The organism is Staphylococcus sp. Z5-21, assembly GCF_056529615.1.
Genome location: NZ_CP096462.1, coordinates 219,946 through 237,859, shown reverse-complemented (window position 1 = coordinate 237,859; position 17,914 = coordinate 219,946). Strand labels below are relative to the sequence as shown.

The 17,914-nt window shown below is 33.4% G+C and carries 13 protein-coding genes and 1 pseudogene; 4 read left to right on the top strand and 10 right to left on the bottom strand.

The genetic code is table 11. The features are described 5' to 3' along the window. Positions 1-138 precede the first annotated feature (138 nt). Entirely contained in the window at positions 139-1,536 is a 1,398-nt protein-coding gene (locus tag M1D64_RS01045) for an MFS transporter (protein WP_002482159.1), read from the bottom strand. A 333-nt stretch (positions 1,537-1,869) separates the two neighbouring features. Between M1D64_RS01045 and M1D64_RS01040 the strand changes: the two genes are divergently transcribed. Then, complete coding sequence (locus tag M1D64_RS01040) at positions 1,870-2,811, top strand: nucleoside hydrolase (protein WP_069822094.1); 942 nt, start codon at positions 1,870-1,872, stop codon at positions 2,809-2,811. A 94-nt stretch (positions 2,812-2,905) separates the two neighbouring features. On the opposite strand, the pseudogene M1D64_RS01035 reads toward M1D64_RS01040, so the two are convergent. From M1D64_RS01035 to M1D64_RS01020, 4 genes and pseudogenes are all read right to left on the bottom strand, one after another. Then, positions 2,906-4,048 (bottom strand): annotated as a pseudogene (locus M1D64_RS01035) (CapA family protein). A 146-nt stretch (positions 4,049-4,194) separates the two neighbouring features. Then, positions 4,195-4,821 carry a nitroreductase family protein gene (locus tag M1D64_RS01030; protein WP_002482155.1) on the bottom strand — a complete coding sequence of 209 codons (627 nt, stop codon included), beginning with the start codon at positions 4,819-4,821 and terminating at the stop codon, positions 4,195-4,197. A 263-nt stretch (positions 4,822-5,084) separates the two neighbouring features. Beyond that, positions 5,085-6,389, bottom strand: coding sequence for an MFS transporter (locus M1D64_RS01025; RefSeq protein ID WP_480977532.1), 1,305 nt, complete (start codon positions 6,387-6,389; stop codon positions 5,085-5,087). Between the two features lie 178 nt (positions 6,390-6,567). After that, entirely contained in the window at positions 6,568-7,011 is a 444-nt protein-coding gene (locus M1D64_RS01020; protein ID WP_129531099.1) for a GNAT family N-acetyltransferase, read from the bottom strand. A gap of 319 nt (positions 7,012-7,330) precedes the next feature. On the opposite strand from M1D64_RS01020, the gene M1D64_RS01015 reads away from it, so the two are divergent. Then, positions 7,331-9,490 (top strand): bifunctional glycosyltransferase/CDP-glycerol:glycerophosphate glycerophosphotransferase, encoded by a 2,160-nt coding sequence (locus tag M1D64_RS01015; protein WP_069838072.1) that lies wholly within the window; start codon positions 7,331-7,333, stop codon positions 9,488-9,490. Positions 9,491-9,612: 122 nt separating this feature from the next. Here M1D64_RS01015 and M1D64_RS01010 read toward each other — a convergent pair whose 3' ends face one another. From M1D64_RS01010 to betB, 4 genes are all read right to left on the bottom strand, one after another. Further along, positions 9,613-9,885 (bottom strand): type 2 periplasmic-binding domain-containing protein, encoded by a 273-nt coding sequence (locus M1D64_RS01010; RefSeq protein WP_002482151.1) that lies wholly within the window; start codon positions 9,883-9,885, stop codon positions 9,613-9,615. Then, positions 9,885-10,466, bottom strand: a complete 582-nt coding sequence (locus tag M1D64_RS01005) for a LysR family transcriptional regulator (protein ID WP_228161021.1) — start codon at positions 10,464-10,466, stop codon at positions 9,885-9,887. Before M1D64_RS01005 ends, M1D64_RS01010 begins: the two co-directional genes overlap by 1 nt. Before the next feature lie 348 nt (positions 10,467-10,814). Beyond that, a complete protein-coding gene (gene betA / locus M1D64_RS01000) occupies positions 10,815-12,497 on the bottom strand; it encodes a choline dehydrogenase (RefSeq protein ID WP_041079912.1) in 1,683 nt (560 codons plus the stop codon). A gap of 56 nt (positions 12,498-12,553) precedes the next feature. Next, positions 12,554-14,047, bottom strand: coding sequence for a betaine-aldehyde dehydrogenase (gene betB, locus M1D64_RS00995; RefSeq protein ID WP_069822090.1), 1,494 nt, complete (start codon positions 14,045-14,047; stop codon positions 12,554-12,556). 202 nt (positions 14,048-14,249) lie between these two features. Between betB and cudC the strand changes: the two genes are divergently transcribed. Further along, positions 14,250-14,810, top strand: a complete 561-nt coding sequence (gene cudC, locus M1D64_RS00990; protein ID WP_002482146.1) for a choline uptake/conversion transcriptional regulator CudC — start codon at positions 14,250-14,252, stop codon at positions 14,808-14,810. Between the two features lie 169 nt (positions 14,811-14,979). On the opposite strand, the gene M1D64_RS00985 is transcribed toward cudC, so the two are convergent. Continuing rightward, entirely contained in the window at positions 14,980-16,602 is a 1,623-nt protein-coding gene (locus M1D64_RS00985) for a BCCT family transporter (protein WP_069822089.1), read from the bottom strand. A gap of 484 nt (positions 16,603-17,086) precedes the next feature. On the opposite strand from M1D64_RS00985, the gene M1D64_RS00980 reads away from it, so the two are divergent. After that, complete coding sequence (locus tag M1D64_RS00980; protein ID WP_002482144.1) at positions 17,087-17,809, top strand: class I SAM-dependent methyltransferase; 723 nt, start codon at positions 17,087-17,089, stop codon at positions 17,807-17,809. Positions 17,810-17,914 lie beyond the last annotated feature (105 nt).

The following is a 17,914-nucleotide window of genomic DNA, read 5'->3' as shown; positions in this document are numbered from 1 at the left end:
TAATAATAAATATTATATTTATTATTTGTATAAAAATATAATATTACTCAATGTAGTCCTTCACAGTAGGTTGAGCTTAAATTTTTCAAAAATAAAAAGTAGTTGCCATTTTTGATAATGACAACTACTTAAATATATTTAATCTTTTCTAACTTCATCTTCCCACCATAAAGCATCTTTAGGATTTTTCACTACATGATCATAATCCTCTTGCGTTTCGACATTTGGATAAGAACCTCTGAGTGATTTGTTAGAGGTAGATTTAAACATTGTTATGAAGATAATGAGTCCAACGACATTAATAAACATCAAGTAATAAGATGGTGCAATTTGTTGTCCTGTCGTTTCTACTAAAGTTGAAAGTATAAATGGCGTTAAACCACCAAATACCGCAGCACCAATATTATAAACAAGTGATAATGTACGTAACCTAACCTTTGTATGGAACATACTTGGTAATAAGGATGGCATAACACCTTCAAATGTTGACATAAATAATGCAATGATAAACAATCCAAGTATTACAAATGGAATCATTGGAATACTCATTAACCAAAATGCAAGCACCGAGAATAAACTAAATCCTGCTAAACCAAATATAATGGTGCGTTTGTTACCAACTTTATCACTATACCAACCAAAGAAAAATACTGCTGGTATCATAACTAACATGGTTATGGTGCTCAATATGGATCCCATAGTTCCACCTAAGTTGATTGTTGAATTCAAGAATGATGGCATATAGGAAAGTACCATATAGTTGGCAACATTTAAGAAAGCTACGCCTGTAAAACAAACGACGACGTCTTTCCAATAATATTTGAAAATATCTAAATATGAATATTCTAATTCTTCTTGTTCTGCTAATGTAGATTCATAAGCTGGGCTTTCATCTAAACTTGAACGTAAGATAATACCAATAATACCTAATGGTGCAGCAAGGATGAATGGAATTCTCCAGCCCCAATCAGCCATTTGTTGATCACTTAATAATGAATACATCAGCCCCGCTAAAATAGCAGCCATAATATTTCCAGCAAGTGTACCAATTTCTAATCCACTGCCTAATTTACCGCGTGTCTTATCAGGAGCTGTTTCTGCAATATAAGTCATTGCACCTGCGTATTCCCCACCTGTTGAAAATGACTGAATCATACGAACAACAAGTAATAATATAGGTGCCCAAATACCAATTTGATCTTGTGTAGGTAACAGCCCGAGCATCAATGTCGATGCTGCCATAAGTAATATCGTTGTCGATAATACAATTTTCCGTCCATATTTGTCCCCTAAGTGACTGAAAAATATACCACCGATTGGTCTCACTATAAAAGCAAAGGCAAATACTGCAAATGTTGAAACAATTTGCATCTCTTGAGGTAAATTCCCAAAGAAATTTGCACTTAATATCACAGCTAATTGTGCATATAAACCAAAATCAAACCATTCTATTGCATTACCAATCCCTGTGGCTACAACACCTTTTTTGGCTTGATCAGAATCTACTCTGTTAACTTTCTCTTTTTTAAATTTCACAAATAAAAACACCCCTTAAATTGTTTCTATTTATATAACATAACCTATGTATTAACTTATAAACACTTATAAGTTATAATTTATTATTTTTTAATTTTCAAAATCAATAAATTTTAAAATGATTTCGCGAATTTATTAAATGCCATTTTAATTATAGACATTCATCTAATGCCGTATCGTAAACACACACTTCAATCTTTTAGTATTTATATAAGTATTTAAGGCAATAAATTCCAACATGATATCTTAAAGACGCCGCTTCTTTCTCAACACGATATGACTCTGATTCACTTTTGATATAATAGATTTACAAAATGAAACGGAGGATATTTTATGAAACAAATATATTTTAACCATGACGGTGGCGTCGATGATTTAATTTCTCTATTTCTGTTACTACAAATGGAGGATGTATCACTCATTGGTGTGAGTGCAATTGGTGCTGATAGCTATGTTGAACCTGCAGCAAGTGCATCTCAAAAAATCATTAATCGCTTTAGCAAGCAACCGATTCATGTCGCCGCTTCGAAACAACGCGGAAAAAATCCATTCCCTAAAGATTGGCGTATGCATGCATTTTTTATGGACGCTTTACCTATTTTAAACGAAGCTAATCAAAGCCATTCAAATTTACTTGAACACGATGCTTATGAAGATATTATTGAAAAATTACAAAAGAGTCATGCTCCAGTGACTTTATTATTTACTGGCCCATTAACGGACTTAGCTAAAGCCGTAACAGTTGAGCCTACAATTATTAATAAAATTGAACGTTTAGTATGGATGGGTGGTACATTTTTAGAAAAAGGAAATGTCGAAGAACCTGAACACGATGGTACTGCAGAATGGAATGCTTTTTGGGATCCAGAATCTGTTAAAACCGTCTTTGATACAAATATAAAAATAGACATAGTCGCATTAGAAAGTACAAATCGTGTACCACTGACATGGGATATTAGACAAACTTGGGCAAACGAACGACATTATCCAGGTGTTGATTTCTTAGGAGTCAGTTATGCTGCTGTACCTCCATTAACACATTTCCAAACGAATTCTACTTATTTCTTATGGGATGTACTAACAACTGCATATGTAGGTAAACCTGAATTGGTACAGCAACATTCGGTCAATGCTAGTGTTTATACAGAAGGGCCTAGTCAGGGGCAAACGTATATAGATGATGTACGTGGCAGAACAATTTCAGTCGTCGATGATGTGGAACACGATGCCTTCTTTAAATACATTACAGATTTAGCAAAAAAAGTTGAACAATAACGTGTTAAAAATCGCCCTTTCGTTGTTACACTTCAATACTGTGTAGTAACGAGAGGGCGCTTTTGCACTTTTATATATTTATTTACGCAACATACTAGTAACTCTTTTCATCCAGATATTGTTTATCAATTACATCTTTCGTAATATCTACAAGTCTCTGACGTGATACTTGCATGCCTTTTTTATCATTTAAAGGATGATATTGTGCCTGCTCATCTTTATAATCATCTAATTTATACATTTTAAAATTTTGAAGAGTTGCCTTTAAATAAGGTTCCCCATTTTCATAATGTGTCACCAATGATTTCCATTTAACATTTTTGATTTGTACGCCTTTAGGATTTTTTTCTAAATTAAAACGTATGTTACCACCTAATATATTCTTTTCAGTTCCTGTAGCTTGTCCATTTAGAAAATTTCCCAGGGAATAAGCAACGAGTGTTTTATGATTATCTTTCCCTTTCACCCATTTAACTGGCTGTATCACATGTGGATGTGTGCCTAATACGACATCTGCACCCGCATCAGCAAACACTTTGGAATACTGTTGTTGCGTCTCATTGGGTTTAGTCTTACCTTCATTACCCCAATGTGCGGAGACGATAACTGCATCACTTTTTTCTTTTGCGCTTGCGATATCTTTTTTGATTTGTGCCTTATCAAAATAATTGATTTGATATGGTTTTTCTCTAGGAATATCATTTGTTCCATATGTATAACTCAGCATTGCCATTTTAATTCCATTTTTCTCAATTACAGGAATCGTATCATGTTGCTTTGGCGAATCAAACGTTCCGAAATAAAACACGGACTTAAATTGCTTCCAAACGCGGATTTCATTTTCTAAACTAGCAGTTCCTTAATCTAAAGCATGATTATTAGCTCCATTAACCACATTAAATCCAGTATGTACTATGTTTTGTGCGATTGCCTCTGGCGTATTAAATTGTTTAAATACTGACAAACCGCGTTCATCACCACCAAGTGGCGACTCTTGATTGATGTATGATACATCTGTTGATTGAACTTCATCTTTTAAATTGTCATACATTGACTCAAAATTGAACTGTCCATTATCTTGCAAAGCATCCTGATAAACGACTGGATGGATTAAATTATCGCCTACTGCATAAAAAGATAACGTTTGCGTTAATTTATCTTTTTCATTTAAACAACCTACACATAAAATTAAAAAACACGAAAACAAAAAACACAAAATAATCCCATATTTCCACATATTTCATAACCCCTATCAATACTCATTAAATTTTATTTTAAATTTGATAAGTCAATATATCAATAGAGTTGTAAAATCGAATACTATTTTTTATAAAGAAATAAAAAAGACATTTTTCAATATTAAAAAATGTCTTTCACTATATATTAAACGTATTTAGTCACTGTTTCTGTTGGTAATCTATAAGAACCATGGGCTGGATTTTTAGCTTTACCAATCGCAACAATTACTACGGGTACATAGCGTTCTGAATCTATACCAAATGCATCTGCGATTTGATCACTTTCAAATCCGCCAATTGGATTTGTATCATATCCATGGGCTTTCGCAACAAGCATAAATTGCATTGCGGCTAAACTACTATCAATCTTCACAATGTCATTCATTTGTTCTTTTGTTGCATTATCATATAATGGTATGACTTTTTCTAACATTTCTTGTTTTACTTCTTCCGGCATTAAATCATGTTTAACTGCATTACCATAAATTTCTTCGGCATTTGTTTGACTCTTCATATCACCAAAAATAACGACCATAGCCGCTGATGAATCATTTTGACGTGTGTTAAAACGAATGAGCGGACGTAATGTGTCTTTACCTTCATCACTTTCGACTACTAAGAATCTCCACGGTTGCATATTAACTGATGATGGTGCTGTCGTTGCTTTTTTAATCATTTCGTCCATTTCTGCTTTCGGTATTTTCACTTGTTCATCAAATACTTTTACAGACTTTCTATTCATTAAAATTTCTTCAAAATTATTATTTATCATTTGTTATTTCTCCTTAATCATTTTTTACAAAATCAAATTATACTCAATTTAACTATAATTACAAATCATTTGTTTATAATTAGGAACAAAAAATATTTTACCTCAAACGCCCCACACTATTTACTTTGAGTAAAAACAAAAAAAAGCGAGTATAAATGAACCTCATATTAAAATGATGGTCATTTATACTCGTAGCTTTATTTTATAAGTAATACTTCTTTAAAGCATTCGGAATATATCCATGTAACTTACATAAATTTGATTTATGAAGTTGGTTTCATTTTTTTAATACCTGGTTTAACAAAGCACATCGCAATAATACCGATGACTGCCGCTACTACTGCAGATATAAACATTGATGAATATCCATATGATGTTACAAGTATACCTGTTAACGTTGGCGCTATAATCGTTGCAGAGTTAACAAAGAAATGTGTAATACCGCCATACGTCCCAGTTTTCTTCGGTGCTGTATCAATAATGACAGACCAATAAACAGCATTTGGCAAGAATATACAGGCATTACCTAGCATCATTAGGAACATTATCCAGCCAATTTGATTGGTTGTTGGGATAATTAAAAAACAAATCGCTGCCAAAGTCATTCCAAATATCGCTAAACCTGATCGTGCAATTCTTAGACTGCCTGTTTTCACACGTAACCAATCTGATAATCTTCCACCGAAATATGCTGTAAAACAAGCACCTATCCAGGGAATCATACCAAGATACCACAATGAGTGAATCTCAAAATGATACTCGTCTTGTAAATACTTTGGTGTCCAAGTTAAAATCAAAAAGTTTATGTATTGAAAACCAAAATAACCAACCATATTAAAGATAAGTGTCGGACTTTTGAAAAAGTGATACCATTTTTCATGTGCATTGTGCTCAGTTTCAACTGTTTTTTCACCATGAACCGTTTCTTCTGTGGATCGAATACTTTCAATTTCTTCCTGAGAAACATGTTTATTATCTTCAGGATAATCGGTAAATACTTTATACCAAATAATAATCCATACGAGACCTAATAAACCTAAAATTACAAAAAGCACGCGCCAAGTTGAAATAACTAAGAAACCAGAAACAATCGGTGCTGTGATTATCGCACCCAGTGGTACACCAATTAAACCTAAAGCTGATAATAAACCGCGTTCTCTCGGTGCTGCCCAGTTTGCATTGGTCTTACTGATTGTCGAAAATATTGGACCTTCAGATACACCAAATAGTACTCTTAATAAGCCAAACCCAGCTAATGCAGAACCGCCAAATAAAGCCATGCCTATCTCACCAGCAAATGCCATACCTATTTCAAATAATGACCAAAGTGTACCAGCAATTAACCAAACAAATTTTGGCCCCTTTTTATCTGCTGTAACCCCTCCAAACAATGAACCAAGCATATAACCATATTCAAAATAACCTAATATTGATCCCCAAGCGATATTATCGAAACCAAATTCGTTAATAATATCTTCTTGAGCATAGGAAATAGCGCCACGATCGACATAGTTGATCATTGTCATAATAATAATCATCGTAATGATAAAATAACGATAGTTTTTCATTTTTTAATTTCCCCCACTTGTTTACAACATTGGTAAATATAGAAAAACTTAACGCTAAATGAAAACGCTGTCAAAAATATTTTTGATTATTAAATTTACCTTTATTACTAATAATGTCTAAAACCCTTGCTATTAAAAGAAAAATAAAGTTTTTAAAAATAGCAAATATTTAAAAAAATTATTCTACTACTTTCATAGACATTGTAATATTTCTCTCTTGAAAACCAACTTTTTCATATAATAATCTAGCTTTATTCTGTACATTTACATTTAACCTAACTTCACCAATATGCTGGCTTTTAAAAAAGTCATTAACAAAATATATTAACTTTTTAGCAACACCCTGTCTTCTATAACCTTCAAAGACATATAACTCATAGATAAAACCATAATCTTGTTGTTCAAGGTAATCTGTTTTTTTATCAATAAGCACAAACCCTTTGCATATGTTTTCTTCAATCAACACATAATATTTTGCACCTTGCAATAGCAATTGATTTGACATATCCCGCAATGACGCATCTGATAAATCAAAATTCACCATCATCGCTTCTTTGAATAACTTTGGTATAACTTTGTTAATGAGTTTCAATTCATTATCTTTAGCACATCTTATTGTCATGATAATCATCCCCTGTCTTTAATATTTTTATATACATTTCCAAAACTACTAACTATGCTTTAATATAATAAAAGTAAATAATGTATTTTACCTATAAGTTGAAGTCTTTTGCTTTTCTTTATACTACATAACCATGCTACAATATATGCTTTAGAAATAATATATGCTTATAAATAATAATATATTATTATTCGTACGTTTTATGCACATAATAATCAAAAAAATTTGATTTCAAAGTTGAAAAGATAAAACAAAGTTTGTTAATATTTTACCTTATATAGAAGATAGTGAGAAAATTTAAGTAAAAAGAGGGAACACAATGAAGTCTATATCAGTCATAGTGACTTATTACAATTCAGAAGATTATATCGAAAGATGTTTAATAAGCCTTAAAAAACAAAGATTCCAAGATTTTGAACTCATCTTAGTAAATGACGGTTCAACAGATCAATCGAAACCACTTGCAACACAAATACTTAAAGATTGGGATATTCCAATTAAAGCAATTGATTTACCAGAAAATACAGGACATGCGCATGCTAGAAACATGGGCTTGAAAGAAGTTGAATCTCCTTACTTTATCTTTATTGATTCTGATGATTATTTGGCATCCTATGCATTATCATTTTATATGAAGAAACTAAATCAATTCGATGCGTTAATTGCGCCTATCCATGGGTTCACGTTGGATATACCTCAATACGTTGACCAAAATTTAGTGCGTACTCAATATTTAAATACTAAAACACATTCTAATCAATTTTTAAGAAAGCAAACTGCATGTAATATTGTTTTCAAAACTGCAATTGCACGTGGCCATAACTTACAATTTAATGAAGACTTGAACGTCTTTGTAGATTGGTCCTTTATTTTAGAATTTATTAAATATGCCAATGGATTCGTGCGTGTCAGTCGCTTTCCTTTCTATATTAAAGGGGAAATCTATGACCCGTTTGTGAAACCAGCACTGTCTAAACAAGATTTTGGCATTACGTTCAACGATTATGTATATAGTTTCTCTGATTCTGTTCAACGTGCGCCTTTAAAAGAAAATAAAGTTTTCATAAAAAATAAAATGAAAAATATTTACAAACATTCATTCGAACCATCATCAAGAAAAACCCCTGAGCGTTATAAACATAACAGTGAATTGCTTCCAAAAGTGACAAGAGAATTAATTCCGACGCTTTTCAAAAATGAGAAACCACTCTTTATATTAGAGTCATTGATGCTCATGGTGAATAAACGTAAATCCGCTTTTAAAATAAATAAACTTAGAAAAAAAGCACGTTTAGTAAAAAGTATCTTGTTACGTAGAAAAAATAAAAATCGTGCATTATACCAATTAACAGATAGTGAAGATAAAGTGAGTCCAAATACGATTGTATTTGAAGCATTTGCTGGTAAAAATTACAGTGATAGCCCGAAATATATTTACGAATATATGATGAAACGCCATCCGAATTATGAATTTATATGGGTCTTTAAAAACCCTTCTAAAGTACAAATTCCTGGCTCAGCTAAAAAAGTTAAAAAAGGCTCTAAAGCTTACTATGAAGCATATTCAAAAGCTAAATACTGGGTGTCTAACGCGAGATTACCGCTTTATCTGAATAAAAAACCAAACCAAGTTTATATACAAAATTGGCACGGCACACCATTAAAACGATTAGCAAATGATATGAAAGTCATTCGTATGCCAGGAACTACAACGGATAACTATAAACGTAATTTCAGAGAAGAAACAAGCCGTTGGGATTATTTAGTGTCACCAAATAGATATTCTTCTAAAATTTTCGAGACTGCATTTTGGATGAAACCTGAACAACTACTTGAAATTGGTTATCCTAGAAATGATGTATTAGTTAACCATGCAAATGACAAATCATATATCCAAGAAATTAAAGAAAATTTAAACTTACCTGCAGATAAAAAAGTCATCATGTATGCACCAACTTGGAGAGATGATGAATTTGTGAAAAAAGGTAAATATTTATTTAATCTACAAATTGATTTAGATAATTTACAAGCACAACTTGGCGATGACTATGTTGTACTATTGAGAATGCATTATCTCATTTCTAATGCCTTAGATTTACGTGGTTATGAAGATTTTGCCATTGATGTTTCAAACTACAGTGATATCTCTGAATTATATTTAATTTCAGATTGCCTTATCACAGACTATTCATCCGTCATGTTTGATTACGGTGTATTGAAACGTCCTCAATTCTTCTTTGCTTATGATTTAGATAAATACGGTCAAGATTTACGCGGATTCTATTTAGACTATCACAATGATTTACCTGGACCTATTCACCAAGATCCATACCAATTAACAGAAGATCTAAAAAATCTAGATCAAGTTTCAATAGATTACAAGGACAAAATCAATCAGTTTTATGATGACTTTTGTTCATTAGAAAATGGACAAGCGTCTAAAGCAATTTCCGATTTAATTACTAAAAATAACAACTAGCCTATTAAATTAGAAATAATTAGTAACAAAAATACTCATTCTGAAAATAAAGCGTCTGGGTCATAAATCCCCAATCTCAAAAAAGAGGACTAATCCTTAGTATGGATTGGTCCTCTTTATATTTAAATTCTAACACTTTCGGGTGTTTGTATTCTACTTTTCTTCCATACTAAAACACAATGTGTGTAAAGTTCTGGTTTAAATGGAATAAAAGCTAAATTATCTAAATTTCTATTCGATGTTACACCTTCAATCACAACAGCTGAACCGACATTATTTCTTACCAATGAAAAAATATTAAATATTAAGTTATACGTTCCAATCACTTGCAAGTCATTGACTGCTATTTGACTCCATTCTGAAATCATTTTTTGATTTTCTGGTCTTCTAGACATTAATAATTTTGTTTTTTCAAATCTCCAGGATGCATTGAGGATTGCCCTCTAAATGGAGAATCTTCAGAAACAAGCAAACCCCAACGCTCTGGTCTCGGTAAAGGTACTTGCTCATATTTTTCCATTGCAATGGGTTCTATTAAAATCGCAATATCCAATAATCCATTATCAAGACGCTCACTGATTTCACTGCCTATACCACTTACGATATGAAAAGTGATTAAAGGATGTTCTCTCACCATCTCTTCTAATATCATGGCAAGCGTGTCAGAATTATCCGCTTCTACACATCCTATCGTAATATGTCCACTCAACGCTTGTTGTTTTTTATTTTCAAATTCTTGTTGCGTCTGATTCGTTAATGACAATATCTCTTCTGCTCTATTTTTTAAAAATATGCCTTCTTCTGTAAGCATAATACCTTTATTTTCTCGATAAAAGAGCTCTACCCCTAGTTCTAATTCTAAGTCATGCATTTGTCTACTTAATGTAGGTTGCGTAATGTTTAGTACCGTTGCCGCTTTTGAAATCGCATGTTCTTCAGCAACTGTACAAAAATATCTAAGTGTTCTCAATTCCATTGGGTATCCCTACTTTGTTTATGGTTTATTTTACTCGTTATAACAAAATTAAATGATACTTTCTTGTAATATTTGTGGTGTATAAAAGTCATTCATTCAACCACCATAGATTTAACCAAGTCTCCCCGATAAATAATATCTCTCATATTACGTAACAGCGCGTTATGCGTGCGTCTGTCGAAAATGAACTCGTAAAAGCTTTAAGTATCAAAAAAGGCAATGTTAGTCGGACGTGCACAAAAAAACTGCCAACAAAGTCTAAGCCTTTGTCGGCAGTCAGAGATAATAACAAATACATGCCTTACCTCTATATCTATTTCATTTATTTTAAAATATCATAATCAAACATTACTTTATAGTACCCGCATCTTTATCATGTACACCATGACGATAGAAATCAATATATTCTGGATCTAATGGTTTTTTACCACGAATGATGTCTGATGCTTTCTCAGCCATCATTAATACAGGTGAATGAATGTTACCATTTGTTGTACGTGGCATAACAGATGCGTCTACAACACGTAGATTTTCCATGCCATGTACTTTGAACGTTTCTGGATCTACGACTGACATTTCATCTGAAGCTGGTCCCATTCTACAGCTACAAGATGGATGCAATGCTGTTTCACCATCGCGTTTTACCCATTCAATAATTTCTTCATCTGTTTGCACTTCAGGTCCAGGAGAGATTTCTCCTCCATTATAAGGGTCTAATGCTTTTTGGCCTAAGATATTTCTAGCTACTTTAATTGCTTCCACCCATTCACGTTTATCTTCTTCTGTAGATAAGTAGTTAAACACAAAATCTGGCTTAACAAATGGATCTTTTGATTTGATTTTTAAATGTCCACGAGAATTTGAGTACATTGGTCCTACATGCACTTGATAACCATGTGCAGCTGGCGCTTTCGTACCATCGTATCTTACCGCAATTGGTAAGAAGTGGAACATTAAGTTTGGATAATCTACATCTTCATTTGAACGTACAAAGCCACCACCTTCGAAATGGTTTGATGCTGCAGCACCTTTACGTCCGAAAATCCATTGTAATCCTATGAATGGCATTTTTAATTTATTTAAACTTGGTTGCATTGAAACAGGTTCTTTACATGCATGTTGCACATAAACTTCTAAATGGTCTTCAAAATTTTCACCAACACCTGGTAAGTGAATACGTGGTTCAATACCTAATGAACGTAAATGTTCTGAATCACCGATACCTGATAATTGTAGTAATTGCGGGGAGTTAATTGCACCACCTGATAGGATAACCTCTTTCGCATTTACTGTATGTTCTCTACCATTTTTCTTAAATGTAACACCCGTTACTTTGTTACCTTCAAAATTTAATTTCGTCACAAATGCACGTGTTTGCACTTCTAAATTCTTACGTTTCATCGCTGGATGTAAATATGCTCTAGATGCAGAAACACGACGACCATTATGTACTTGACTATCAAATGGTCCAAATCCTTCTTGACGGAATCCATTTACATCTGGTGTTTTATTATAACCTGCTTCAACACCTGCATCGAAGAAAGCCTGGAATAACGGATTATCAGCTGGACCTCTTCTTAGTTTAATTGGTCCGTGATGTCCACGGAATTGATCATCTTTTGTTGCACCGAATGTTTTTTCTAAGCGTTTAAAATACGGTAAACAATGTGCGTAATCCCATGAATCCATGCCTTCAGGCTTCGCCCATTTTTCATAGTCCATTGGGTTACCTCTTTGATAAATCATACCGTTAATCGAACTTGAACCACCTAGAACTTTACCACGTGCATGACCGACTTTACGTCCATCCATATGTGGCTCAGGTGTCGTTTCATAAATCCAATCGTATAATTTATTTCCAGCTGGATACATTAATGCTGCAGGCATCTGTATTAATAAGTCCCATGGATAATCACTACGTCCAGCTTCCAATACAAGTACGTTATTCGATACATCTTCACTTATACGGCTACCAAGTACTGACCCAGCACTTCCACCACCTATAATGATATAATCGTATGATTGCTTCATTGTGATACTGCCTCCTCTAATTTATATACGTTCATTCTCTTATTTAAAAATCTATATTATGCTTTACCAAACCAATTAACTGGTTCTGGGTTTGTATTACGTAATATATGTTTCTCTACTTGATATTCAGCTAGACCTTCTTTACCAAGCTCTCTACCAATACCGGATTGTTTATAGCCGCCCCAAGGTGCTTGAGCAAAGTATGGATGGAAATCATTAATCCAAACTGTTCCCATCTTCAATTTATTAACGACGCGTTCAGCTTTGCCTATATCTTGTGTAAAGACACCGCCAGCCAGACCGTAAATGGAATCGTTCGCAAGTTCTATGGCTTCTGCTTCAGTTGAAAAACCTTCAATTGTTACAACTGGTCCAAATACTTCCTCTTGAACAATTCTCATAGAAGTATCACAGTTTGTAATTACAGTTGGTTCAAAGAAGAACCCATCTTGTAGGTCTTCACGTTCAGGACGTTTACCACCAATAGCAATCGTTGCATTTTCAGCTTTTGCAATTTCCATATAATTTTCAATTTTTTCTCTATGTTCAGCTGAAATCACAGGTCCCATTTCCGTTTCTGAGTCAAAACCATTACCTAATTTAATATTTTTAACTCTTTCAATAAGGGCTGCTTCGAATTTTTCTTTAATATCGTTATGCACGATAATTCTTGCGCCAGCAGAGCATACTTGACCTGCATGGAAGAATCCGCCATTTAATGCTTGATCTACTGCTAAGTCAAAATCGGCATCGTCAAAAATGACATTTGGGTTTTTACCGCCAAGTTCTAACGCTACATCTGTAACATGATCTGCTGCTTGTTTCATAATGTGTTTACCAGTTTTTATGCCACCAGTAAATGACACTAAATCCACTTCTTTATGTGCAGATAACGGTTCACCAACTTCAGATCCTTTTCCTAATACTAAATTAATCACACCTTTAGGGAAGCCAACTTCTTCCATTAATTCAAATACACGAATTGTTGTTAACGGCGTGATTTCACTTGGTTTCATAACAAGCGAACAACCTGTTGCCAATGCAGGTGCAAGTTTCCATGAAGCTTGCAGTAAAGGATAATTCCATGGCGTAATTTGAGTTACAACTCCAATCGGTTCTTTTATTACTTTGCTTTCTGTATTTGGGATTGGAGAATCTATCAATTCTCCACCATCTTTATCTGCCAAACCTGCAAAATAGTTAAATACGTTCGCAATATCATCCATATCTGCGTAAGATTCTTCTAATGTTTTACCTGTATCTAATGTTTCAAGTCTCGCTAATTCTTCACGATGTGTCACAATTAAATCGGCAATAGCACGTACTTTTTTGCCTCTATTTTCACTTGTTTCTAATGACCATTCACCTTTTTCAAAAGCACGACGTGCAGCTAATATCGCACGTTCACTATCCTCATCAGTACCTTCTGCTACTTCAAATATGACTTCTTGGTTAAATGGATTAATAATTTTTCTTGTTGCTTGATTCGAGCTATCTACCCACTCACCATCAATGTATTGACGACGAGACAATTGATTTACAAGTTCCATTAAAATTACCTCCGTTAAGTTTGTTAAATTTTTATTTAACGAATTTTATAGAGTTTATGTTAGCATAGTAAACGAAAGCGTGTCAAACCAGTTCAAATTTCAATTGGCTCATAACTTCAGAAACAAAGCGCTACTTAAATTCTGTTCGTTAACCTGCTATAATTTGAATTCACAATAAAATATTTGGTCGGAGGTGTACTACATGGCACATTCAAACAACCCTGAACATCAATTAGACGAAGCAAAAGATATTGTTATCAATGCGATTGGTGAAACAATGGATTTATATGGTATCAACAGAAGTGTTGGTAATTTATTTGGTACTATGCTCTTCGAAGATAGCATGACACTCGATGAGATGCGTGAACAATTACAAATGAGTAAACCAAGCATGAGTGCTGGGGTCAAAAGACTCCAAGAATTTGATATCGTTAAGCAACAATTTACACGCGGTAGTAGAAAACAACATTTTATTGCAGAAAAAGATTTCTTTAACTTCTTTAGCAATTTCTTTACACGCAAATGGCGTCGGGAAATCGTAATTAATGCCGAAGCTGTCCATGATGCCGTTGCGATACTAAACAAAATTATTAATGACGAAAGTACAGATGCCGCTATTAAAACTGAGGCAAACGAAACGAAACAGCAACTCATCGACACGTTACCTTATTACGAATGGTTAGATCATTTAAGTGATGCATTGGAAAGCGGAGAAATATTTAAATACTTCCCAATACCTGAAAATAATTACAAAGAAGATTAAATATGTGTAAGATAGTTAGCCCAAAATCAACAGAATTTCAAAAAGCGTCCGTGTGAAGTTAAATTTCAAACGGTCGCTTTTTTATTTAACAAATAAGCATGACAATTCAACCTTAAGTTAAAGCATAAAAAAGCTGAGACATCGTACTTGTCTCAGCTTTTATTTAAAATTACAAATTATCATCTTCTTTTTGTTCTCTAACTTGTGTGATACGCAATGAACGTCGCTCGACCTCTCTATACTTGTCTGCCCGACTTTCTAGTTTAAGTCGGTCCTCATTAAGTGTCCGCATAAATGCGACCATCATCATAACAAAGACTACAAGTACTGGCACACTCGCCAATAAGGCTGCTGTTTTCAGTACTTCTAACGCTCTCTCGCCACCGACTAACATAAGCGCAAATGGTAATAAACATAACGCAAACGCCCAATAAAGACGGTTTACTTTTAATGGTTCACCAATTACTTTTTTCTGAGATGCTGCTGCTAAGATATATGATCCAGAATCAAATGTTGTCGCTAAGAACAGCAATGCCGAAAGCATAAATAATACAATGATAATATTATGGAACGGTAATTGATGCAATACCTCTATGATTGTAGCTTCCGTACCATGTGTATTCAGATTTTGGATCACATCAAATTGTCCACTAATTTGTAAAAACACAGCATAGTTACCAAAAATACCGAAGAACAACATACATCCTAATGTACCATAGATAATTGTACCTAAAACTACTTCTTTTAACGTACGACCTTTGGAAATACGTGCGATAAACAATCCAATAAATGGTGCATAAACAATCCACCATGACCAATAGAATATTGTCCACTGTTGTGGGAAGTTCGTTTCTTTACGGCCACCAATACCGCCAAATGGTTCTAGCCAAGTAGCCATTTCGAAAAAGTTCTTAATCATATTACCCATACTTGTAATTGTCGTTTCCATAATAAATACCGTTGGTCCAACAATTAACACAAATCCAAGTAATACAAATGACAAAATAACGTTCCAATCACTTAATACTTTTATACCTTTTTTCAATCCAGAATATGAACTATAAGCAAAGATAGCAGTTACTAAAAACAGTATCGCACCACGCATTAACATGTTATCACCATCGATACCAGTCAAGCGCTCTATCCCTGCTGTAATCATTGGTACACCAAGTGCTAATGATGTAGCTGCACCACCTAATAATCCAAAAATGAATATAATATCGACAATCTTACCTACAAGACCATCTGTTTGCCCTTTTAATATTGGACGTAACGTTTGGCTTACTTTATAAATAGGTTTCTTCTTCACGAATAATAAGTAACCAATACACAGCGCTGGTAGTACAAAGGTCGCCCATGCAATTGGTCCCCAATGGAACATACCATACATCGTTGCATAATTAAGCGCACTATCTGTCATACCTTTACCACCATGTGGCGGATTTTGATAATAGAATGCCCACTCGATAATACCCCAATATAAAATATCAGACGCAATACCGGCACAAAACAGCATGGCAGCCCAACTAAAATTATTAAACTCGGGCTTATCTGTCGCTTTACCTAAAGTTACATTACCGTACTTACCAAAGGCTATGTATAAAACAAATATTAAAATAGCGAGTCCGATAAGCAAATAAACTGAACCTAATGCACTAGAAACGGCATCGTTCATTTTAGTAATCACTTCTTGACTTGCTTTAGGAAAGACCATCATAGGAATTACTGCAATCAGTAAAATAACCGATGATCCTATAAAGGTCGTCCAATCCATAACTTTATTTTTCTTCATTATTGAACACCCCTGTATTTATTTTTATAACTATGTAAAAGTCGCTAAAAATAGATAAACATTAGCAAAAATATATATTAATTCACAAACATGAGCCTAACGAACTTTAAATAATAATGCAAATTCCATTCAATATTCTGAAATTAATTATATGAATATTTATATAAAACAGAGAATTAATTTCGGATTATAAATCGCTATAATCACAGTGTTAAGTTTAAACTTAATGAAATTAATGAATCTTACAAACTTTATAATATGTATCTTTATTCATTATTTACGTATAAATATTTGTTTTTATTTTTTTGTATTTTCAGAGAAAAAGACTGTTTTTTTATAAAATATCGCATAAATGTTGTTCGATACATAATTAAATGTATGTCGTTTTTTGTGTGTTTTTAAATAGTCATCACAAACTTTTATACTTAAATATTCTATAATAGTGTAAACAGCAAAATAATTGTAATAAGCGGAGTGAATTTAAATGGAAAAATCAAAGATCATTAATTATTGGGATAAACGTGCTGAATCCTTTAGTAAAAATAAGCTAGCAGAATTAGAAAGTACGCATGCTCAAAAATGGATAGAAGAAATTAATAACATAAACCCGATACAACCTGGTATGAAAATCTTAGATATTGGTACTGGCGCGGGTTTTTTAGCTATTTTATGTGGAAAACTAGGTAGCGATGTCACAGGGATAGATCTTTCTCCTGAAATGATCCAATCGGCAAAACAGAATGCCGAAAGTCATCATCAAGATATTCACTTTCAAGTAATGGATGCTGAATCACTACAATTCAATGATGAAACTTTTGATATGGTTATTTCTCGCAATGTAACGTGGCTACTTCCTAATACAAAGGCAGCATATCAAGAATGGTTACGTGTAATAAAACCTAACGGTAAACTGATTAATATTGATGCCAATTATGGTAACGATTCATTTACTGACTATAAATCCCTGAATACTGAACATGCACACCACACACTCGGCAAAGATATGCTGGCTGAAAGTGAGGCAATCAAACAAAATATACCCATTAATCACCAACCCAGACCTCAAACAGATATGGATATCTTAAAATCATTAGGATTTGATCATATCCATTTAGACACTGAAATTTATTTACGTATGTACTCAGAACAAGATGAATTTTATAACCCAACGCCCATATTTTTAATTTCAGTTACTAAATCATATTAGCTACAGAAAAATTTTTTATTAAAGACACAATTTCCAATATATTTTATCGTAAAAAGAGCCTACAGCTTGCGTTATTTTTTAATTTTTATCATACTATAAGAGAAT